This window comes from Kosakonia sp. CCTCC M2018092 (assembly GCF_003864115.1).
Taxonomy (GTDB): Bacteria; Pseudomonadota; Gammaproteobacteria; order Enterobacterales; family Enterobacteriaceae; genus Kosakonia; species Kosakonia cowanii.
Genome location: NZ_CP034225.1, coordinates 2,114,767 through 2,135,126 on the forward strand (window position 1 = coordinate 2,114,767; position 20,360 = coordinate 2,135,126).

A 20,360-nucleotide genomic window follows, 5' to 3' on the forward strand; every position below is an offset into this window, starting at 1 on the left:
GATTGTCACAAAACATTCTTGCGCTGCGCTTTTTTTGACAAAAATTTACGTTCGAAAGGGGGCGATATATCACTTTTGCTTATGGTTTTGAGAGAAATCTTAGGCTTACGAATAAATATATCGTGGCCGTTTGGCTCAGCGGGGCGGCAGGGTCTACGTTTAAACCTTAATAACCGATACGCCACCCGAACAGGGGCGACGAGGCGCAATGTTACGCGCGGTCGATTGCACCGGGAGTGGACGTACAGCCCTTTATTGGTGAGGAAGTAACATGAGCCTGCAAAAATGTACCGTCATTTATGATGGTAAGCCCCTTATTGGCCCGGCGGACATGCCGCTGATCCCCTTCCTTGAACACTGTAATGTGAAACTGCCCCACGTCTGTTACCACCCGGCCCTCGATCCGCTGCAAACCTGTGATGTCTGCTGGGTGGAGTCGGAAGGGGAGTTGGTGCGCGGCTGTACCTTGCGTAGCCGCGAAGGCATGGTGATTAATTCAGCGAACGAACCCGCCCGCGCGGCGCGCGAAGAGGGGATGGATCGCCTGCTGGCAAAACATGAACTCTACTGCACCGTCTGCGAACACAACACCGGCGACTGCACCCTGCATAACACCGTGGTGGATATGCATATCCCGATTCAGCGCTATGCCTTTGAGCGCAAGCCCTATGTTAAAGATCACTCCAACCCCTTTTACACCTACGATCCCGATCAGTGCATTCTCTGCGGTCGCTGTGTGGATGCCTGCCAGAATGTTGAAGTGAATGAGACACTGAGCATCGATTACACCATGGAGCACCCGCGCGTGTTGTGGGACGGCGGCACGCAAATTGCCGGTTCCAGCTGCGTCAGCTGTGGGCACTGCGTGACGGTCTGCCCCTGTAATGCGCTGATGGAGAAGAGCATGCAGCCCGACGCCGGGCCATTCACCTCAATGCGCCAGTCCCTGAAGCGCCCGCTGATCGACATCATCAAAACCCTCGAGAACTCCACCGGGGCGGAGATTATCTCCGGCGTCTCGGTGATCGACACCCATCTGCGCCAGCAGGAGATTAAACGCACCAAAACCGTCTGCACCTACTGCGGCGTCGGCTGCTCCTTCGAGATGTGGACCCGCGATCGCCATCTGTTAAAGGTGCAGCCGAGCGTTGAAGCGCCGGTCAACAGCATCTCCACCTGCGTGAAGGGCAAATTCGCCTGGGATTTTATCAACAGCCCGGAGCGCATCACCACGCCGCTAATTCGTGAAAACGGGCGCTTCCGCCCGGCAAGCTGGGATGAGGCGCTCGATCTGGTGGCGAAACGCCTGCTCTCCATCCGCGATAACTTTGGCGCAGAGAGCATCGGTTTTATCGGCTCCAGCAAAGGCAGCAACGAAGAGGCTTATCTGACGCAGAAAATCGCCCGCGCCATTATTGGCACCAACAGCGTCGATAACTCCTCCCGCTACTGCCAGAACCCGGCGACCGAAGGGCTGTTCCGCACCGTTGGTTACGGCGGCGATGCCGGTACCATCGAAGATCTTATCAAGGCCGATCTGGTGATCATCGTTGGCAGCAACACCGCCGAAAACCATCCGGTGATCGCCTCGCGACTGAAAGCGGCGAAAAAGCACCACGGCCAGCAGTGGCTGGTGGTCGATCCGCGCCGTCACGAAATGGCCGAGCGCGCCGATCTGCACCTGCGCATTCAGCCCGGAAGCGATCTCGCCTGGGCCAGCGCCATGTCGCGCTACATGTTTGATAACGGCTATGCCGATGAGGCGTTTCTCGCCAGTAGGGTCAACAAGGTGAAGGAGTATCGCCAGTCGCTGGCCCCGTTCACACTTGATTTTGCCACTGAGCAGACCGGCTTATCGCCCGAGCTCCTCACCCGCGCCGCCGAAATGATCGGCAAGGCCGGGCGTGTCTGCATTATGTGGGCGATGGGCATCACGCAGCACAGCCACGGTGCGGATGCCAGCACTGCGCTCTCCAACTTGTTACTGGTGACCGGCAACTACGGGCGGCCGGGCACTGGCGGCTATCCGATGCGCGGACATAATAATGTGCAGGGGGCGAGCGATTTCGGCTGCCTGAAAAACTTCTACCCCGGGTATGAGTCCGTCAGCGATCCCGCCGTGCGTGCGAAATGGGCCAACGCCTGGGGCGTGCCAGCAGAACGGCTCTCGCTGGAGGTGGGGGAGGACAACTTTATGATGGTGAAGATGGCGCGCGAAAAGCAGATCCGCGCCATGTATGTGATCGGCGAAGATACCGCTTTTGCGGATGCCGATGCCCACAGTGTGCATGAAGGTTTCACTGACCTCGACTTCCTGGTGGTGCAGGATCTCTTTCTCAGCCGCACCGCGCAGTTTGCCGACGTGGTGCTGCCCGGCTGCCCGAGCGTGGAAAAAGAGGGCAGTTTTGTCAATACCGAGCGGCGCATCCAGCGCTTCTACCCGGTAATGCCACCGCTCGGCGACAGCCGCCCGGACTGGCAGATCCTCACCCAACTGGCCGCGCGTATGGGCTATGACTGGGGGTATCAACACCCGCAGGAGATTATGCATGAGGCGGCGAGTATTGCGCAGAGCTTCGCGGGCGTCAGCTATCAGCGCCTTGAAGGGTGGAAATCGCAGATCTGGCCGGTGAAGGCGGATGGCAGCAGCACGCCGCTGCTCTATACCGAGCGCTTTAACACGCCGGATGGCCGCGCCAACCTCTACCCGCTAAGCTGGAGCGCGCCGGAAGAGAGTGCCGATGAGGAATACGATCTGCATCTAAACAATGGCCGCATGCTGGAGCATTTCCAGTCCACTAATCAGAGCGGGCAGGGCGGACGTACTACCAGCCTGTCGCCAAACTGGTTTGTTGAGGTCAGCCCGACCCTTGCCGCCGCGCGCGGGTTGCAGGAGGGAAGCTGGGTGAAACTCACCTCTCGCCGCGGCGAGATCGACGTGCCGGTGGTGATCACCGATCGCGTGGCGGGCAACGAACTCTTTATCCCTATTCATCACGGCAAAGAGGGCGTCAACGTCCTTACCGGCGAGCACCACGATCCGCAGGTGAATACCCCGGCCTATAAAGAGCTGGCGGTGCGCCTGACGCTGCTCGATCGCCCGCCGCTGCCGGACCCGCTACCGAAACACAATTTCCGCCACGGCAGCCGCACGCCGATTGATAAGGTGCCTGTCGAAGAGAAGTGGCAGCGCGACGACTACCGCCAGCCCCCCGCAAGCGAACCCCACCCGGAGAAATTTTAATGGCTAAAGCAATTGATTATCAGCCGGAGCCGGCCAAAATCGGCCCCGACGCCCATGAAGAGCTGGAGCGTCTACTCCAGACATTGCACGAACACGGCGTGCTGCGCCTCGCCAACGATGTGGTTGGCGCCAATAACGAAATCGCCGAGGTGTTAGTAAAAGGCTTGCAGCGCGAAGGGACGCTCAACGCCCTGCAAAATATCTCGGTGCTGCTGATGGCGCTCTCCAGCGTCTCGCCGGACAAGATGTACAAGCTGGCCTTTGGCCTGCGCGATATGGCTGAAGCCTTCAGCCAGCCGCCGTCACAGGAGCAGCATAAAGCGCCCGGCGTGCAGGGTGTGTGGAAGATGTTGCAGGACGACGAGTTGTGGGGTGCCGTGCAGCCGCTGTTACAGGGGCTGAAAGCCTTTTCGCGGCGCATGGAGGAGCCGGTGGATAAACCGATCTCCGCCTTCACCGGCAAACCCAGCGACGCGTAATGAGCCAGGAGTTCGCTCTGCTGCTGGCGCGCAGCCAGTTTGCCTTCACCATCGGCTTTCATATTGTGCTGGCGGCCTTCACCCTCGGCCTCGCGCTGTTTCTGATGTTTCTGGAAGGGATGTGGCTGTGGCGCAGGCAGCCAGTGTGGCTCTCGCTCTGGCGCTACTGGAGCAAGATATTCGCCCTTAACGTGGCGGTCGGTGTGGTCACCGGCGTGGTGATGGAGTTTGTTTTTGGCACCAACTGGAGCGCACTCTCCAGTCGCGCCGGGGCAATACTCGGGCCGATGATGTATATGGAGATCCTCGTCGCCTTTTTCCTCGAAGCGGGGTTTATGGGGGTGATGCTCTTCGGCATGGGCCGGGTGCGCCCGTGGGTGCACTTTATGGCTACCACCATTGTCGCCATCGGTACGCTGTTCAGCGCCTTCTGGATCCTCGCGGCCAACTCATGGATGCAGACGCCGGATGGCTACACGCTGGCCGCCGACGGTCGTTTTCTGCCCGTCGACTGGTGGGCGGCTATTTTCAACCCCTCTTTCCCGTGGCGGCTGGCGCATATGACGGTGGCGGCGCTGCTCGGCACCGCCTGCCTGGTGGCGGCCTGCGGCGCATGGCATCTGCTGCGCGACGCACGCGCTCTGCCTGCCCGCAAAATGTTCTCGCTGGCGATGTGGATGCTGGTACTGCTGGCACCTTTGCAGGTGGTGCTGGGCGATCTGCACGGCGAGAACACCCGCGATCATCAACCGATCAAACTGGCGGCAATGGAGGGCGCGTGGGATCCGCCGCCGGCGGGCGAGGGCGAGCCGCTGCGCCTCTTTGCGCTGCCGGATATGCAGGCGCGGCGTAACCACTACGAAGTCGCCATTCCCAATATTGGCTCGCTCTATCTGCGGCACAATTTGCAGGGGCGTATCCATACGCTTAACCAGTATCCGGCGGCGGATCTGCCGTGGGTGCCGGGCGTATTCTGGGCCTTTCGCCTGATGGTTGGCCTCGGCCTGCTGATGGTGGCAACCGGGATCGCAGGCCTGGTGGTGCGCCTGCGCGGCAGGTTGTGGCAGGCGCGCTGGTTACAGCGCGTGATGGTGCTGATGGCTCCGGCTGGCTTTGTGGCGATGCTCGCTGGCTGGTGGGTAACAGAAACCGGCCGCCAGCCGTGGAGCGTTTACGGCGTGCTGCGCACCGCAGAGAGCGTCTCGCCGGTCAGCGGGCATCTGGTGCTCGGGTCGCTTATCGCCACCGTGCTGGTCTATTTACTGGTCTTCGCCCTCGGCCTGTGGTTTTTACTCAAATTGATGTTGCACCTGCCCACTGAGGATGAGCCGGGCGCGGCACCGGAAGTGGCGCAGCGTAGCGGAAAGGGGGCGCAGTAATATGTTAACCATCCTCGGTTTTCCCTGGCTTGAAACCCTTTCCGCTGTCGCGCTGGCGGGCAGTCTGCTGATCTACGTACTCCTCGATGGCACCGATCTGGGGGCCGGGATCCTCACCGGTTTTCAGCGCAGCCCGCAGGCGCGCCAGGATATTAACCTCTCGCTGCTGCCGGTGTGGGACGGGAATGAAACCTGGCTGGTGCTGGCGGCGGGTGGCCTGCTCGGCCTCTTTCCGCTGGCGTATGGCATTGTGCTGAGCGCGCTCTATATTCCGCTGTTAGTGATGATGCTGGCGCTGGTGGTGCGCGGCATGGCGATTGAGTTTCGCCCCCATGCGCCACGGCTATTCGACGCGATGCTCTTTAGCGGCTCGCTCCTCTCTGCGCTGGCGCAGGGCGTGGTGGTCGGTGCCCTGATGCAGGGGATCTATACCGACGGGCAGCAGTTTACCGGTACCGGGTTTGAGTGGCTGCGGCCTTTCCCCCTTTTCTGCGGCGTGGCGCTGGCGCTGGGCTATGCGTGGCTTGGCGCGGGCTGGCTGGTGTGGCGCATGACGGGCGGGCTGCGTGCCTGGGCGCGGCGGCTTTTGCCGTGGCTGGCGCTGGCCAGCCTGTTAATGGTGGCGGGGCTGCTGGTGTGGTGCGCGCAGTTGCAGGAGAGTTGGCGGCAGCATCTGCTCAACCCGTTCTTATGGGGGCCCTCTCTTGCCGTGGCGCTTGCAGGTATGGCGCTGTTTATTGTTGGCCTGCGCAAAGGGCGTGATTTTTTGCCGCTGCTCGGCGTGCTGGTAATGGTCAGCGTGGCGTTTTGCGTGCTCGCCTTCACGCTCTTTCCGTGGATCGTGCCGCCGCATCTTACTCTCAGCCAGGCGGCGGCCCCGCCCACCACGCAAAAATTCCTGCTGATCAGTTATGGCGTGCTGGTGCCGGTGACGCTGCTCTACAACACGTGGGGATTTCGGCTATTTAGTGGAAAAATTGGCGGCTAGTTTGGCAAAAGCAGTCTATAAGAATAGGGGCGATGGTTTCTACAACGGCACTACGCGGAGAGGGCTTTATGTCCAGAGCAAAAGCGTACAACCTGAAACAGGCGTATCAGATGGCGACATCGGGCAAATATCAGCAGGTCGAGCTGGCGTTTGATGTCGATGCCGATACCTTTTTTATGTTAACCACCAACTATGGTTTGAGCGGGGCGAAAATCGAACGCCACGATCGCCATTTTGTGCTGACGCTGGAGCAGGAGACTTCCCACACCTCGGGCTAAAATGCCACGCAACTGTCACACCGGCGTGACAATCATCCCTTTTAATGACCGCAAGCCCGCCGGAAAGCCTGCGGCTTGAACTGTTGTTACCCGAATTTTTGGCGGCCCCTTTGCCGCCGCACTTAACTCGTTATCACACACTTTTCCCGGCAACACGCCGGGATTTTTTTTGCCAAAAAAAGCCTGCGCCCCTTTTCAGGCGGCGCAGGCGTCTACGGTGATGCAAGCTTACAGCAGGTCGAAGCGATCCAGATTCATCACTTTCGTCCAGGCGGCGACGAAGTCGGTGACAAACTTCTCTTTACCGTCTGCGCTGGCATAGACTTCCGCCAGAGCGCGCAGCACCGAGTTGGAGCCAAACACCAGGTCAGCGCGGGTGGCGGTAAATTTCAACTCACCGCTGCGACGATCGCGGCCGTCGAACAGTTCGCCTCTCTCGTCGCTCGCCTGCCAGACGGTGCGCATATCGAGCAGATTGACAAAGAAGTCGGTGTTCAGCACGCCCACGTTGTCGGTAAAGACGCCGTGTTTGCTGCCATCATAGTTGGCACCCAGCGCACGCAGGCCGCCAACCAGCGCGGTCATCTCCGGCGCGGTCAAGGTCAGCTGCTGGGCTTTATCCACCAGCAGCGTTTCGGTGCTGACACCATCCCAGACGCGGCGATAGTTACGGAAACCATCGGCCAGCGGCTCCATTAAAGCAAAGGAGTCAACGTCGGTCTGATCCTGACGCGCATCCACGCGGCCTGGGGTAAAGGGAACGGTGATCTGCACCCCGGCCGCGGCTGCCGCTTTTTCCACCCCGACCACACCTGCCAGCACAATCACATCCGCCAGCGACGCTTTGCCGGAGGTTTGCTGAATGCTTTGCAGGGCTGGCAGCGCTTTTGCGGCAATGGCATTCACTTCCCAGCCATTTTGCGGGGCCAGCGCCAGACGTGCGCCGTTAGCACCGCCGCGTTTGTCGCCACCACGGAAGGTTGAAGCCGACGCCCAGGCGACAGAGACCAGCTCGCTCACCGACAGGCCAGATTCGGCAATCGCCGCTTTCAGGCTGGCAATATCGGCCCCGTTTGGCTGATGCACTGCCGCCGGCAGCGGATCCTGCCAGATCAGATCTTCTTTCGGTACTTCCGGGCCAATGTAGCGTGATTTCGGCCCCATATCGCGGTGGGTCAGCTTGAACCACGCACGGGCAAACGCTTCGTTAAACGCCTGCGGATCGTTAAGGAAGCGGCGGGAGATTTTTTCGAACTCCGGGTCGAAGCGCAGGGTCAGATCCGTCACCAGCATCGTCGGTTTGCGTTTCTTCTCCGGGTCGAATGGATCCGGGATCACGGCATCGGCATCGGCCGCTTCAAACTGGATCGCGCCGCCCGGGCTGCGGGTCTGTACCCACTCATATTTGAACAGGTTCTCGAAGAAGTAGTGGCTCCACTGCGTCGGGGTTTGCGTCCAGGCCACTTCCAGCCCGGAGGTGATGGCATCTGCGCCAACGCCGCTGCCATAACTGCTGCTCCAGCCAAGCCCCTGCGCTTCCAGCGGCGCGGTTTCCGGGTCGGCACCGACATAATCCGGCGCATGGGCCGCACCGTGAGTTTTGCCCAGCGTATGACCCCCGGCGATCAGCGCCACGGTCTCTTCGTCATTCATGCCCATATTGCCAAAGGTCGCGCGGATCGCAGCGGCGGCGGAGATCGGCTCCCCGCTGGCGTTTGGCCCTTCCGGGTTAACGTAAATCAGCCCCATCTCGGTCGCACCAATGGCGGCCTGCGCCAGGCTTTCCGGGTGGCGGTGGGTCAGCCACTCTTTTTCGCTGCCCCAGTCCACGTCCATATCCGGTTCCCAGACATCTTCGCGGCCTGCGCCAAAACCAAAGGTACGGAAGCCGGAGTTCTCCAGCGCAACGTTCCCGGCGAGGATCATCAAATCGGCCCAGGAGATCTGCTGCCCATACTTCTGTTTAACCGGCCACAGCAGGCGGCGGGCTTTATCGAGGCTAACGTTATCAGGCCAGGAGTTGAGCGGGGCGAAACGCTGCTGCCCACGGCCAGAGCCACCGCGTCCGTCAACGGTGCGGTAGGTACCGGCGCTGTGCCAGGCCATACGAATAAAGAGACCAATGTAGCTGCCCCAGTCTGCGGGCCACCACTCCTGGGAGTCGGTGAGCACGCCGCGAATATCGGCTTTCAGGGCGCTGTAATCGAGTTGTTTAAAGGCTTCGCGGTAGTTGAACTGCTCGCCCAGCGGGTTCGAGCGGCTGGAGTGCTGATTTAACAGATCGACACGCAGCTGGTTCGGCCACCAGTCACGGTTGGTGGTAGGGCCGCTGCTTTTCGTTTCCGGCTTGCTGGCTTCATGATGAAACGGGCATTTGCCCATTCCGGCATCGCGGTTAGTCTCGTCTGACGTGCTCATAACTGGCTCCATTGGCTTACGTATGCCGTTACGATATCTCGCCACCATATTTAAAGGTACTTGGATGAATCTACGGATTTGATAGTTAATACCTTTCTTAAAAAACAGACCGCTCAGCGGCACACTCCCCGGTTATGGATGGGGATATATCGTGCAGCCCGCGCCACCGCTGCGTTTGTGCCGATCTCATTTGCCGTTTTCACTGGCTGAATAGCCGCAATGGGCTACCCTCATAACTCCAGATCATGATCAAAGGAGAGACAATGAAAAGGCTGGCCCTGTACCTCGTACTTCCCCTCGCTCTTGCCGGATGCAACGCCAATAACACCCCGCCGCAGACGCCGATCCCCGGTGAAAAAACCTCGGGTAAATTACAGACGCTGGAGAGCGGCGCGGCGGTGATGCAGTCCCGCCCGCCGATTGACGCCATCAGCACCTATCTCGACGGTTTCCACTTCTACAGCGGTAACCAGAAGGGGCAGATGGAGGCGCACCACTATGTCACGGTGTTAAATGAGGATGTGATGCAGGCGGTGATCTACGACGGCAACACCCGCGATGCGCGCCTGATGGGCGTCGAGTACATCATCAGCGAACGGCTGTTCAAAACCCTGCCTGCGGAAGAGAAGAAGCTCTGGCACAGCCATCGCTATGAGGTGAAATCCGGCAGCCTGGTTGCGCCGGGCCTGCCTGCGGTGGCGGATAAGGCGCTGATGAGCAAAATCGTCAACACCTACGGTAAGACCTTCCACACCTGGCACACGGATCGCGATAAAACCCTGCCGCTTGGCACACCGGCGCTGATGATGGGCTTTACCGCTGACGGGCAGCTCAATCCGGCGCTGCTGGTCGACCGCGATCGCCGCTTCGATATCAATACCGAAGAGATTAAAGCCGAGCGCGCCGATCTTCCGGCTAATCCTGTCGCCAAAGGCGCTGATGCCTGGGAGCAGGGGAAGGCGGTACAGCTTCGCGTCGTCCCGGTCTCTGCAGGCGCAGCCCATTCTCACTGACTTTTCGGGAGGTCACGATGATCGTCCATCACCTTAACTGCGGGTGCATGTGCCCGCTCGGCGGCGCGCTGTATGACGGCTTCAGTAAAGGACTACACGCGCACCTGGTCTGCCACTGTCTGCTGATTGAGACTGACCGCGACGGGCTGGTGCTGGTCGATACCGGTTTTGGCCGCGAAGATATGCAAGCCCCACAGCGCCGTCTGTCGGGCTTCTTTCGCCTGATGAACAACATTCAGCGCCGGGATGAACTGACCGCGCTGTCGCGTATTCAGGCGCTCGGCTTTAAGGCGGAAGATGTCCGCCATATCGTGCTGACCCATCTCGACTTTGACCATGCCGGTGGCCTGACCGATTTCCCCCATGCGCAGGTACACCTGATGCAGCAGGAGATCGACACCGCCCAGCAGCGCCATAGCTGGCTTCAGCGCGAGCGTTACCGGCCAGGGCAGTGGAGCGCGCGCTCCGGCTGGCATGGTTACGCGCCGCAGGGCGAAAGGTGGTTTGGTTTCGAGGCGGTGAATGCTCTGAGCGGTCTGCCGCCGGAGATCCTGCTTATTCCCCTTGCCGGGCATACGCCGGGACATGCGGGCGTGGCGATCCAGCGTCCGCAAGGGTGGCTGCTGCACGGCGGAGATGCGTGGTTCTATCGTGAAGAGATGGGGCGTCCTGAACGCCACTGCACGCCGGGGCTGCGTTTTTATCAGTGGATGATGGGAATGGACAACCAGGCGCGCCGCGTTAACCAGCAGCGCCTGCGGGAACTCTCCTGCGCCCATCAGGCGGATCTGACGCTTTTTTGCAGCCACGATGCGCTCGAGCTGCGTGCATTGCAGCAGGGCAGGGCATAAAAAAACACACCCCGCAGGGGGTGTGTTTGTTAACCGCAAGCAGAATTACTTTTTCGACTTCGGTTCGCCGGTTCCCAGTTCGAAACCGGTAATCGGTTCAACGGACGGGTCAGACATGGTGCGGTCGCTCATCGCTTTCACCATCGCCAGCTGTTCCGGCGTCAGCTGCACCGTGATCAGACCATCACCGCCATCAACGGCCGGCTGCGGATTGGCAACATACTCAAAGTTCTCGTCGCTGTTCCAGCTGCCGCGCGGATCGTCACCTTCCGACATGTTGTAGTAGACGTTGCTGTACTGCTCAATCGGCGGCAATTTTCCTGGCGGGAAGTTGTTGCGAATTGAGTAGAGCGCTTTTTCAAACGACATCATATGCGCCACTTCACGGGTCATCAGGAAGCCGAGCGCATCTTTCACACCCGGATCGTCAGTGAGGTTGATCAGGCGCTCATAGATGATTTTTGCCCGCGCTTCGGCGGCAATGTTGGAGCGCAGATCGGCTGTCACTTCGCCGATGGTGTCGATATAGGACGCCGTCCACGGTTTACCCGCAGAGTTGGTCAGCGCCGGGCCACCGCCGTAGAGCAGGGAGGTGACATGGCTGTCGTTACCGCTCTGCGTCAGGGAGCGATAGAGTTCCGCTTCGCTCTCGGTGCCTTCCGCCAGTGCGCCTTTCGCACCTTTGTTCAGCATACCGACCAGCGAGCCGATAATTTCGAGGTGGCTGAGTTCTTCGGTCGCGATATCCATCAGCATCTCTTTACGCCCGGCGTCATCATCACCCAGACCCTGAGTGAAGTAGCGGCACGCCGCAGCCAGTTCGCCCTGCGGTCCGCCAAACTGCTCAAGCAGCAGATTGGCGAGACCCGGGTTTGGCTCGCTGACGCGAACCGTATATTGCAGTTGTTTTACGTGACGAAACATTGCTTGCCTCCTGAATTCTAATAATTATTTTTTCGCTTCTACGCCATCCGCATCGCTGCGAAGCAGGAATTGTGCGGTAACGTCCGGAATATGATTCAGCGCCCATTCCGCCATTGCTACTTCCTCGGCAAGAATACGTTTGAAAATATCTACGCTGGCGACATCACCGGCTTTTTCCGCTGCGGTGATAAGGGAGGTGTAACAGGCAATCTCAAATTGCTCGAAGACGTAGCTGCTGATTGAACCTTTAACGACTTCATCCGGTGCAAACATGCCGCCGAAAGCCTGGCCCATCGCGGCCATTTTGCTGGTGGCATCTTTCATTACCGAGCGATTAATATTATTGCGATCCATAACTTCTTCAATTAATTGGATCTGACCCTGCGTTTCGGTTAAATGCTGGGCAATACGGGAACGCAGATCCGGGTAGTTATCGATACGCTCGCTCATGGACTTCAGCATCGACTCAGCCTGTTTTTCCATCGCGTGGGCATCACGTAACCAGTCATGATAGTTTTCTTGAGGTGTCATAATGTAATCCTTCTCTTCGTCGTTTTCGCGTAAGGGGAATTGTGTGCCAGCGTTTCGCTGTAGCACAGAAATATATTTTTGCGGTGATGATTGTTCGAATAACGAACCGGGAATGATTCGCCTTAGTCGTTAATTGAAATATGTGCAAGTCATCAGCTAATAATAATTTCCCTATGATCTCAAAACTCATCTCATTATTAAGCGAAGTTTTTTCGCACCCACAAATAAAACTAGCTGGAACTGCTCTTTAGTCAAATTACGCAGCGAAAAAAACCTTATTAAGCCGAGTTTGAGAACAATCTCAAAGCGGGTTAAAGCGGGGAGCGAAATAAGCGAAGCGGTAAAACAGAAATTAATAACGAAGCAGAACAGTTACCTGATAGACACATTTTGTTTTTACAAAATGCGGTTGCCTGTAGGCCGGATAAGGGCAAGCCGCCATCCGGCGTTGCGGAGTTGCCCGATGGCGCTGCGCTTATCGGGCCTACGAATGTTGACGTTGTGTGGTTTTGTAGGCCGGATAAGGCTAAAGCCGCCATCCGGCATGGCGGAGTTGCCCGATGGCGCTGCGCTTATCGGGCCTACGAATGTTGACGTTGTGTGTTTTTGTAGGCCGGATAAGGCGCAAGCCGCCATCCGGCATTGCGGAGTTGCCCGATGGCGCTGCGCTTATCGGGCCTACGGGGTACGGGTGTGGTGGTCGAAAACTGACAAAATGTGCGCTTATCTTGACAATTTATTGACAGTTATCTGCCTGGTCAGTAATTTCATTTGTAATTATTGACCAGGCAAATACTATGACGAACTCTGCGGATAACCCTAACCCGAAGCTGCACCTCGGCCTGCTGATCCATCTGGCAAACCAGTTTAAAGACCAGCTTCTCAGCCACTACTTTTCCCCGGCGGATATCACCGCCGCGCAGTTCAAGGTGCTGATCAGCATCTATAAAGGCTTCACCAGCCCGGTCGAAGTGAGCAAAAACCTGCTGATGGACGCCGGTGCCATGAGCCGCATGCTTGAGCGCATGGTCAAGCGCGATCTGATTGTGCGCACAACCAACCCCGACGATAAACGCCAGGTGATCCTCGGCCTGACGGAGAAGGGGCGGGTGATTTGCGATCGCTTCCAGAATGAGGCGCTGACGTCGATCCTCGCCTCACTCACCGAGCGCCTCAGCCAGGATGAAGCGCAACAGCTGGTCACGCTGCTGATCAAAATGTTGCCTGACGACGCAACCGAACCCCATCGCTAAGCTTTTCTGAAAGGTGATAAAGATGTCCGATTCATCTACCCAGACTGTACGCGCGCCGAGTAAACGTAAGCGCAACTTTGCCATTCTGTTTGTGCTGCTGGTGATTATCGCCGCTGGTTGTCTGGCCTGGTATCTGCTCTATGCCCGCTATTACGAAACCACCGACGACGCCTATGTCAGCGCCAACCAGGTGACGCTGACGCCGCAGATTGGCGGCACCGTTACCCAGGTCGCGGTTGATGAGGGCGACTTTGTGCAAAAAGGGCAGCCGCTGGTACTGCTCGACCCGGCCGATACGGAAATTGCCCTGCAACAGGCACAGGCCAACCTCGCCAGCACCGTGCGCCAGGTGCGCGGGCTTTACAGCACGGCGGATAACTACCGCGCGCAGGTGGCAGCGAAAAAAGTGGCGCTGCAAACCGCGCAGAGTGATTACGCCCGTCGGCAGAAGATTTTCGCCACCGGCGCGGTCACCGCAGAGGATCTCTCCCATTATCGTGACAACGTCACCAGCGCGAAAAGTGACCTGATTGCCGCCCAGCAGGCGCTCAATACCAATCTGGCGATGGTCGACGACACCGTTATCGACAGCCATCCGGAGATCAAAAGCGCCATCGCCACCCTGCGTCAGCGCTTTCTCGATAACGCCCGCAGCACCATTGTTGCGCCGGTCAGCGGCTATGTGGCGAAGCGCGCGGTGCAGCTTGGCATGCGCGTCGATTCCGGCACCACGCTGCTGTCGATTGTGCCGCTCGATCAGGTCTGGGTGGATGCCAACTTCAAAGAGAGCCAGATGAGCACCATGCGCCTCGGGCAGAAAGTGACGCTGACCGCCGATCTCTATGGCGAAGATGTGGAGTATCACGGCACGATTGAGAGCCTCGGCATTGGTACCGGCAGCGCGTTCTCCCTGCTGCCCGCGCAGAACGCCAGCGGTAACTGGATCAAGATTGTCCAGCGCCTGCCGGTGCGCATTACCCTCGATCCTCATGATATGCAGAAACATCCGCTGCGCGTCGGCTTATCGATGGCCGCCCGCGTCGATATTCGCGACACCGAAGGGCACCTGCTGCCGCAGCAGAGCGTCGCGCAGCCGCGTTTTGCCACAGACGTCTACCAGAATGCGCTGGATAAGGCCGACGCGCTGGTGGCGAAGATCCTTCATGATAATAGCCAGCCGGTAGCCGCCCGCTAAGAGAGACGCGATGCAAGATAAATCGGCATTTACGCCGCCCAGCCTGCTGCTGGCGACGATAGCGCTTTCGCTGGCGACCTTTATGCAGGTGCTGGATACCACCATCGCCAACGTAGCGCTGCCAACCATTGCCGGTAATCTCGGCGTCAGCGCCGATCAGGGCACCTGGGTAATTACCTCATTTGCAGTGTGTAACGCCATTGCGCTGCCGCTTACCGGCTGGTTTACCCGCCGCTTTGGTCAACTGCGGCTGTTTGTCGGCTCGGTAGCGCTCTTTACGCTCTCCTCATTTTTGTGCGGCTTCGCCCACAGCATGACGGAGCTGATTGTCTTCCGTGCGCTACAGGGCTTTTTCGCCGGCCCGATGTTTCCGATGTGTCAGACGCTGCTGCTGGTCATTTTCCCCACCAGCAAACGCAGCATGGCGCTGGCGCTGCTCTCAATGGTGACGGTAGTCGCGCCGATTGTCGGGCCGATCACCGGCGGCTGGATCACCGATAACTACGCCTGGCCGTGGATCTTCTACATCAACGTACCGATTGGTATCTTCGCGGCGATTGTCGTCTGGATGCAGCTGCGCGAGCGGGAAGAGAGCACCACCACCTCGCCGATTGATTACATCGGCATTGCGCTGCTGGTGCTTGGCGTTGGCCTGCTGCAAGTGGTGCTGGATAAGGGCAACGATCTCGACTGGTTCGCCTCGAACGAGATCATCATCATGTCAGTGCTCTCGGCGATTGCGCTGGTGTCGTTTGTGATGTGGGAGCTTGGCGAGCAGCACCCGATTGTTAACCTGCGGCTGTTTAAGGATCGCAACTTCGCCATCGGCACCGCCACGCTGACTCTCGGCTACGCGGCCTTTTTCGCCATCAACATTATTTTGCCGCAGTGGCTGCAAACCCAGATGGGCTACACGGCGATCTGGGCCGGGCTGGCGGCGGCACCGATGGGCTTTCTGCCGCTGCTGCTGACGCCGTTTATTGGGCGCTACGCCCATAAAGTTGACCTGCGCATCCTGGCAACATTGTCGTTTCTGACCATGGGCGCCTCCTGCCTGCTGCGCGCGCAGTTCAATACCGAGGTCGATTTCCGCACCATTGCCGAAGTGCAGATGTTTATGGGCATTGGCGTGGCATTCTTCTTTATGCCCATCACCACCATTGTGCTCTCTAACCTGCACGGCCAGGCGGTGGCGGAAGGCTCCGGTCTGGCAACCTTTTTCCGCGTGCTGGGCGGCTCGTTTGCCTCTTCGCTCACTACCTGGATCTGGTCGCGGCGCGAGATCTATCACCATGCCACCCTCAGCGAAAGCGTCTCGCAGTGGAACCCGGCGGCGACGGATTATCTGCATAAGATGGGTGGCGCAACGCAGCAGCACCTGGCGGCGGTGGATAAAACCCTTGAGCAGCAGGCCTATATGCTCTCGACCATCGACTACTTCTGGTTGCTGGGCTGGCTCTTTTTAGCATTGATGATCGTTATCTGGTTTGCCCGCCCACCGTTTGTGCGCAGCGGTGCGCCCGGCGCGCCGTCGGCCGGACATTAATTACCACCCATAGAGAGATGTTATGGCACCCCTGTTATCCGCCAGCGATGGCCGTTTATTGCAGCACCGATCTTTTGTCGCCTTCTGGCTGGCGCGTACCAGCTCCAGCTTTGGCTTTCAGATGTTGTCGATTATTGTCGGCTGGCAGATCTACTCCCAGACGCAGAGCGCCTTCTGGCTCGGGATGATTGGCCTGGTGCAGTTTATTCCCTCCCTGACGCTGGCACTGCCCGCCGGGCATATCGCCGACCAGTTTGACCGCCGCCGCGTGGTGCTGCTGTCGCAGGTGTGCGAGTGGGTGGCGATTGTGGCGCTCGCCTGGCTCACCTGGCAGGGGGACGCCAGCGTTGGCGTCATCCTGGCGCTGATTTTTGTTATCTCCTGCGCCAAAACCGTTGAGTCGCCGTCGATGATCTCAATGCTGCCAGCGTTAGTCCCGGCCTCGATTCTGCCGCGCGCCACGGCGGCGAATGCGGTCTCCGGCCAGGCGGCGCAGATTGTTGGCCCGGCGCTGGGCGGTTTTCTCTACGCTGCGGGCGCGGATGTGGTTTACAGCGTCACGGCGGCGCTCTATCTGCTTTCGCTGCTGCTGGTGATCACCCTGAGCTATGAGCAGGCGCAGCCAAAACGCACGCCCGCCACGCTCTCTTCACTCTTTGCCGGGGTGCGCTTTATCCGTAACCGGCCCGATGTGTTGGGGGTGATCTCCCTCGATCTCTTCGCCGTGCTGCTCGGTGGCGCGACGGCGCTGCTGCCGATTTTCGCCCACGATGTGCTGCATACCGGACCGCTCGGGCTGGGGCTTCTGCGCAGTGCGCCAGCGGTGGGCGCGCTGCTGGTCGGCTTCTGGTTGAGCCACCGTGCGCTGACGCGCCGTGTCGGCATCATTATGTTTATGTCGGTCGCGGGCTTTGGCGTGGCGACGCTGGTGTTTGCCTTCTCAAGCTGGATGTGGTTGTCGCTGCTGGCGCTATTTGCGCTCGGCGGGTTTGACATGATCAGCATGGTGATCCGTGGCTCGCTGGTGCAGCTCGATACGCCGGATGAGATGCGCGGGCGGGTCAATGCGGTGAACTCGATTTTTATCAATACTTCCAACCAGCTTGGGGAGTTTGAGTCCGGGATGCTTGCCGCGTGGCTGGGGGCAGTGCCCGCGGCGGCGATTGGCGGGGTAGGGACGCTGATTGTGGTAGCGCTGTGGATGAGGTGGTTTCCGGGATTGCGGCATCGGCAGCGGCTGGAGAGTGATGTGGGGTAAAGCGCCTTGCTGGCGGGGGCGTAGGCCGGATAAACGTTTACACGCCATCACCATCACACCACTGCCGGATGGCGGCTACGCCTTATCCGGCCTACAAAAACGGGCTTTCAGCGAAACCGGTACTGCTTTATATCCGCAATATGACAGCGAGGGGTTGTGTCCCCGCTGAAATCGGCGAACCGAAGCGTGAATGACAAGGTCTGGACGCCATGGATGGCGGACAGAGGCGAACCGAGACATGGACGAGTTCCAGAATGGAACGAGTAAGTCGAGTCGAGCCGGCCGCAGTCAGGCATGCGGGAGGTGAGCGCAGTGCGCAGCACCGATTTCCTCGCGGGGCCGCGGGGATTGACAAGGGGAGCGCGGCCGCTTCCCTTGTCCCGTTCACCGCATAAGGGGTTAATGAAACTCCCGAACGCCTGGTGAACGGAACAATGCCACCAAAGCCATATGCAACACCATCGCCGGATGGCGCGTAAACGCTTATCCGGCAAGGACGGTTGCAGAGGTTACTCGGGTGCGCCGCCGTCGCCCTGCGCGGAGGGCCATTTCCAGCCGCGGACTTCGGGGAGATCTTCGCCGTGTTCGCGCACGTAGCGGTGATGCTCGGCGATCTTCTCCGCCAGCTCATCCAGCACCGAATCCGCTTTGCCTTGCAGGGAGGGGGTACGCACAATTGCCTCCTGCGCCAGGTGGAAGCGGTCCAGCTCATTCATCACCGTCATATCAAACGGCGTGGTGGTGGTGCCTTCCTCCATAAACCCGCGCACGTGGAAATTGCCATGGTTATTGCGCGGGTAGGTGAGGCGATGGATCAGGCTCGGGTAGCCGTGGAAAGCAAAAATCACTGGTTTGTCCGCCGTGAAGATGGCGTCAAACGCCTCGTCGCTCAGGCCGTGCGGATGCTGCTCTTCCGTTTGCAGCGCCATCAAATCGACAACGTTCACCACCTGAATGCGCAGATCCGGGAAGTAGTCGCGCAGCAGATCGACTGCCGCCAGCGTCTCCATCGTCGGCACATCACCGGCGCAGGCCATCACCACATCCGGGTCTTCACCTTCATCAACGGTGCCTGCCCAGTGCCAGATCCCGATACCCGCCGCACAGTGTTTCTGCGCCGCTTCAAGGTTCAGCCACTGCGGCGCAGGCTGCTTACCAGCGACAATCACGTTAATGCGATCCCAGGTTTTCAGGCAGTGATCCGCTACGCAGAGCAGGGTGTTGGCATCCGGCGGCAGATAGACACGCACAATATCGGCTTTCTTATTCACCACGTGGTCAATAAAACCGGGGTCCTGGTGGCTGTAACCGTTGTGATCCTGGCGCCAGACGTGAGACGAGAGCAGGTAGTTAAGGGATGAGATCGGTTCACGCCACGGCAATTTGCGCGTCACCTTCAGCCACTTGGCATGCTGGTTAAACATCGAATCGACAATATGGATAAAAGCTTCATAGCAGTTAAACAGGCCGTGACGCCCGGTGAGCAGGTAGCCCTCAAGCCAGCCCTGGCACTGATGTTCGCTAAGGATCTCCATCACCCGGCCATCGGCGGCAAGCTGCTCATCGTAGGGTTTGACCGGCTCCTGCCAGGTGCGGCTGGTGACATCAAACACTTTGCTTAAGCGGTTCGAGGCGGTTTCGTCCGGGCCAAACAGGCGGAAGTTATCGCGGTTGCGCTGGAATATTCCTGCCAGATAAGCCCCGAGCGCGGCGGTGGATTCCGCCTGCGTCTCGCCGGGCGAAGTGACATCAACGGCGTAATCGGCAATCGCTGGCGTATTAAGCTCGCGGCGCAGACGACCGCCGTTGGCCCACGGGGTGGCGCCCATGCGTTTATCGCCCTCCGGTGCCAGCGCGGCCAGCTCCGGGCGCAGCCGCCCCTGCTCATCAAACAGATCGTCAGGCTGATAGCTGCGCATCCACTCTTCGAGGATCTGCCGGTGGCCGTCATCTTCCCGGCAGGAGGAGACCGGCACCTGGTGCGCGCGCCAGAAGTCCTCCACTTTTTTACCATCCACCGTTTGCGGCCCGGTCCACCCTTTCGGGCTGCGCATAATAATCATCGGCCAGCGCGGTAAATCTTCAGCGGCTTCACCGCTGCGCGCCTGCTGCTGGTAGTGGCGAATACGCTCCAGCGCCTGCTCAAGGATCTGCGCCATCTGGCGATGCATCTTCTCCGGCTCATGACCGCTGACAATCAGCGGCTCGTAGCCGTAGCCGCGAAACAGATGCAGCAGATCCTCATCGCTGCTGCGCCCAAGAATGGTCGGGTTAGCGATTTTATAACCGTTGAGATGGAGGATCGGCAGCACCGCGCCATCGCGTGCGGCGTTGAGGAATTTAATACCGAACCAGCTCGACGCCAGCGGCCCGGTCTCCGCTTCGCCGTCGCCAATCACGCAGGCGGCAATCAGCGACGGGTTATCAAACACTGCGCCAAAGGCGTGGGAGAGGGAGTAGCCCAGCTCGCCGCCTTCGTTAATCGACCCCGGCGTTTCCGGCGCGGCGTGGCTTGGAATGCCGCCCGGAAAGGAGAACTGGCGAAAGAGGGTTTTCATCCCCTGCGCGTCCTGGCTCACCTGCGGGTAGATCTCGCTGTAGCTCCCCTCAAGCCAGGTGTTCGCCACCATGCCAGGCCCGCCGTGTCCGGGGCCGCAGATGTAGATCATATCGAGATCGTGCTGGCGAATGGCGCGGTTGAGATGGGCATAGATAAAGTTCAGCCCCGGCGTGGTGCCCCAGTGGCCGAGCAGGCGCGGTTTGATATGTTCAGGCTTGAGCGGCTCGCGCAGCAGCGGGTTATCCATCAGGTAGATCTGCCCGACAGAGAGGTAGTTGGCCGCGCGCCAGTAGCGGTCGATCAGTTGCAGTTGATCATCGGGAAGTGAGGCGTATTGCGTCATGCGTTTCTCCGCGTCAGTGAAATGAGTTCCTGTTAAGCCTGGCACAGATGCGGGAACCCTTTGTGTCACCTACGCTTAAAGCGTAACCGCACGCATAAGG

At 59.3% G+C, this 20,360-nt stretch carries 15 protein-coding genes; 11 read left to right on the forward strand and 4 right to left on the reverse strand.

All coding sequences use genetic code 11. From position 1 onward, the window contains the following. The first annotated feature begins 271 nt into the window (after window positions 1-271). The 5 genes from fdhF to EH164_RS10130 all read left to right on the forward strand — a co-directional run bounded on the left by fdhF (window position 272) and on the right by EH164_RS10130 (window position 6,368). A complete protein-coding gene (gene fdhF / locus EH164_RS10110; protein ID WP_124968133.1) occupies window positions 272-3,244 on the forward strand; it encodes a formate dehydrogenase subunit alpha in 2,973 nt (990 codons plus the stop codon). Further along, window positions 3,244-3,723: a DUF1641 domain-containing protein gene (locus EH164_RS10115; protein WP_124968134.1), complete on the forward strand. Its 480-nt coding sequence runs from the start codon at window positions 3,244-3,246 to the stop codon at window positions 3,721-3,723. The genes fdhF and EH164_RS10115 overlap by 1 nt, the downstream gene beginning before the upstream one ends. Next, entirely contained in the window at window positions 3,723-5,102 is a 1,380-nt protein-coding gene (locus EH164_RS10120) for a cytochrome ubiquinol oxidase subunit I (protein ID WP_124968135.1), read from the forward strand. Before EH164_RS10115 ends, EH164_RS10120 begins: the two co-directional genes overlap by 1 nt. 1 nt (window position 5,103) lies before the next feature. After that, entirely contained in the window at window positions 5,104-6,090 is a 987-nt protein-coding gene (locus EH164_RS10125; RefSeq protein ID WP_124968136.1) for a cytochrome d ubiquinol oxidase subunit II, read from the forward strand. A 68-nt stretch (window positions 6,091-6,158) separates the two neighbouring features. Further along, the gene (locus tag EH164_RS10130) at window positions 6,159-6,368 is read left to right on the forward strand and encodes a hypothetical protein (RefSeq protein WP_034812560.1); all 210 of its coding nucleotides are present in this window, start codon (window positions 6,159-6,161) and stop codon (window positions 6,366-6,368) included. Window positions 6,369-6,596: 228 nt separating this feature from the next. Here EH164_RS10130 and katG read toward each other — a convergent pair whose 3' ends face one another. Further along, window positions 6,597-8,786, reverse strand: coding sequence for a catalase/peroxidase HPI (gene katG / locus EH164_RS10135; protein WP_124968137.1), 2,190 nt, complete (start codon window positions 8,784-8,786; stop codon window positions 6,597-6,599). A gap of 263 nt (window positions 8,787-9,049) precedes the next feature. Here katG and EH164_RS10140 point away from each other — a divergent pair, with 263 nt between their 5' ends. Further along, window positions 9,050-9,799 (forward strand): OBAP family protein, encoded by a 750-nt coding sequence (locus EH164_RS10140; protein ID WP_124968138.1) that lies wholly within the window; start codon window positions 9,050-9,052, stop codon window positions 9,797-9,799. Window positions 9,800-9,816: 17 nt separating this feature from the next. Beyond that, on the forward strand, window positions 9,817-10,650 hold the full coding sequence (locus tag EH164_RS10145; RefSeq protein ID WP_124968139.1) for an MBL fold metallo-hydrolase: 834 nt from the start codon (window positions 9,817-9,819) through the stop codon (window positions 10,648-10,650). Window positions 10,651-10,695: 45 nt separating this feature from the next. Here EH164_RS10145 and EH164_RS10150 read toward each other — a convergent pair whose 3' ends face one another. Both EH164_RS10150 and EH164_RS10155 read right to left on the reverse strand, forming a co-directional pair. Then, window positions 10,696-11,574 (reverse strand): manganese catalase family protein, encoded by an 879-nt coding sequence (locus EH164_RS10150; RefSeq protein ID WP_023479276.1) that lies wholly within the window; start codon window positions 11,572-11,574, stop codon window positions 10,696-10,698. A 24-nt stretch (window positions 11,575-11,598) separates the two neighbouring features. Continuing rightward, window positions 11,599-12,105: a ferritin-like domain-containing protein gene (locus tag EH164_RS10155; protein ID WP_124968140.1), complete on the reverse strand. Its 507-nt coding sequence runs from the start codon at window positions 12,103-12,105 to the stop codon at window positions 11,599-11,601. A gap of 797 nt (window positions 12,106-12,902) precedes the next feature. Between EH164_RS10155 and EH164_RS10160 the strand changes: the two genes are divergently transcribed. The 4 genes from EH164_RS10160 to EH164_RS10175 are packed head-to-tail and all read left to right on the forward strand — an operon-like array spanning window position 12,903 to window position 17,357. Continuing rightward, window positions 12,903-13,358, forward strand: a complete 456-nt coding sequence (locus tag EH164_RS10160) for a MarR family transcriptional regulator (RefSeq protein WP_124968141.1) — start codon at window positions 12,903-12,905, stop codon at window positions 13,356-13,358. 22 nt (window positions 13,359-13,380) lie between these two features. Next, on the forward strand, window positions 13,381-14,553 hold the full coding sequence (locus tag EH164_RS10165; protein ID WP_124968142.1) for an efflux RND transporter periplasmic adaptor subunit: 1,173 nt from the start codon (window positions 13,381-13,383) through the stop codon (window positions 14,551-14,553). Between the two features lie 10 nt (window positions 14,554-14,563). Continuing rightward, entirely contained in the window at window positions 14,564-16,099 is a 1,536-nt protein-coding gene (locus EH164_RS10170) for a DHA2 family efflux MFS transporter permease subunit (protein WP_124968143.1), read from the forward strand. A gap of 22 nt (window positions 16,100-16,121) precedes the next feature. Then, the gene (locus EH164_RS10175) at window positions 16,122-17,357 is read left to right on the forward strand and encodes an MFS transporter (protein WP_023479268.1); all 1,236 of its coding nucleotides are present in this window, start codon (window positions 16,122-16,124) and stop codon (window positions 17,355-17,357) included. Window positions 17,358-17,866: 509 nt separating this feature from the next. Here EH164_RS10175 and EH164_RS10180 read toward each other — a convergent pair. Beyond that, window positions 17,867-20,260 (reverse strand): phosphoketolase, encoded by a 2,394-nt coding sequence (locus EH164_RS10180; protein ID WP_124968144.1) that lies wholly within the window; start codon window positions 20,258-20,260, stop codon window positions 17,867-17,869. Window positions 20,261-20,360 lie beyond the last annotated feature (100 nt).

What these genes read in the sequence shown, in the direction of transcription:
- EH164_RS10140 (WP_124968138.1), top strand. Translation starts at nt 9,050, where the DNA reads ATGAAAAGGCTGGCCCTGTACCTCGTACTTCCCCTCGCTCTTGCCGGA.
- EH164_RS10180 (WP_124968144.1), bottom strand. Translation starts at nt 20,260, where the DNA reads ATGACGCAATACGCCTCACTTCCCGATGATCAACTGCAACTGATCGAC.
- fdhF (WP_124968133.1), top strand. Translation starts at nt 272, where the DNA reads ATGAGCCTGCAAAAATGTACCGTCATTTATGATGGTAAGCCCCTTATT.
- EH164_RS10170 (WP_124968143.1), top strand. Translation starts at nt 14,564, where the DNA reads ATGCAAGATAAATCGGCATTTACGCCGCCCAGCCTGCTGCTGGCGACG.
- EH164_RS10145 (WP_124968139.1), top strand. Translation starts at nt 9,817, where the DNA reads ATGATCGTCCATCACCTTAACTGCGGGTGCATGTGCCCGCTCGGCGGC.
- EH164_RS10120 (WP_124968135.1), top strand. Translation starts at nt 3,723, where the DNA reads ATGAGCCAGGAGTTCGCTCTGCTGCTGGCGCGCAGCCAGTTTGCCTTC.
- EH164_RS10165 (WP_124968142.1), top strand. Translation starts at nt 13,381, where the DNA reads ATGTCCGATTCATCTACCCAGACTGTACGCGCGCCGAGTAAACGTAAG.
- EH164_RS10155 (WP_124968140.1), bottom strand. Translation starts at nt 12,105, where the DNA reads ATGACACCTCAAGAAAACTATCATGACTGGTTACGTGATGCCCACGCG.
- EH164_RS10150 (WP_023479276.1), bottom strand. Translation starts at nt 11,574, where the DNA reads ATGTTTCGTCACGTAAAACAACTGCAATATACGGTTCGCGTCAGCGAG.
- EH164_RS10115 (WP_124968134.1), top strand. Translation starts at nt 3,244, where the DNA reads ATGGCTAAAGCAATTGATTATCAGCCGGAGCCGGCCAAAATCGGCCCC.
- EH164_RS10175 (WP_023479268.1), top strand. Translation starts at nt 16,122, where the DNA reads ATGGCACCCCTGTTATCCGCCAGCGATGGCCGTTTATTGCAGCACCGA.
- EH164_RS10130 (WP_034812560.1), top strand. Translation starts at nt 6,159, where the DNA reads ATGTCCAGAGCAAAAGCGTACAACCTGAAACAGGCGTATCAGATGGCG.
- EH164_RS10125 (WP_124968136.1), top strand. Translation starts at nt 5,104, where the DNA reads ATGTTAACCATCCTCGGTTTTCCCTGGCTTGAAACCCTTTCCGCTGTC.
- EH164_RS10160 (WP_124968141.1), top strand. Translation starts at nt 12,903, where the DNA reads ATGACGAACTCTGCGGATAACCCTAACCCGAAGCTGCACCTCGGCCTG.
- katG (WP_124968137.1), bottom strand. Translation starts at nt 8,786, where the DNA reads ATGAGCACGTCAGACGAGACTAACCGCGATGCCGGAATGGGCAAATGC.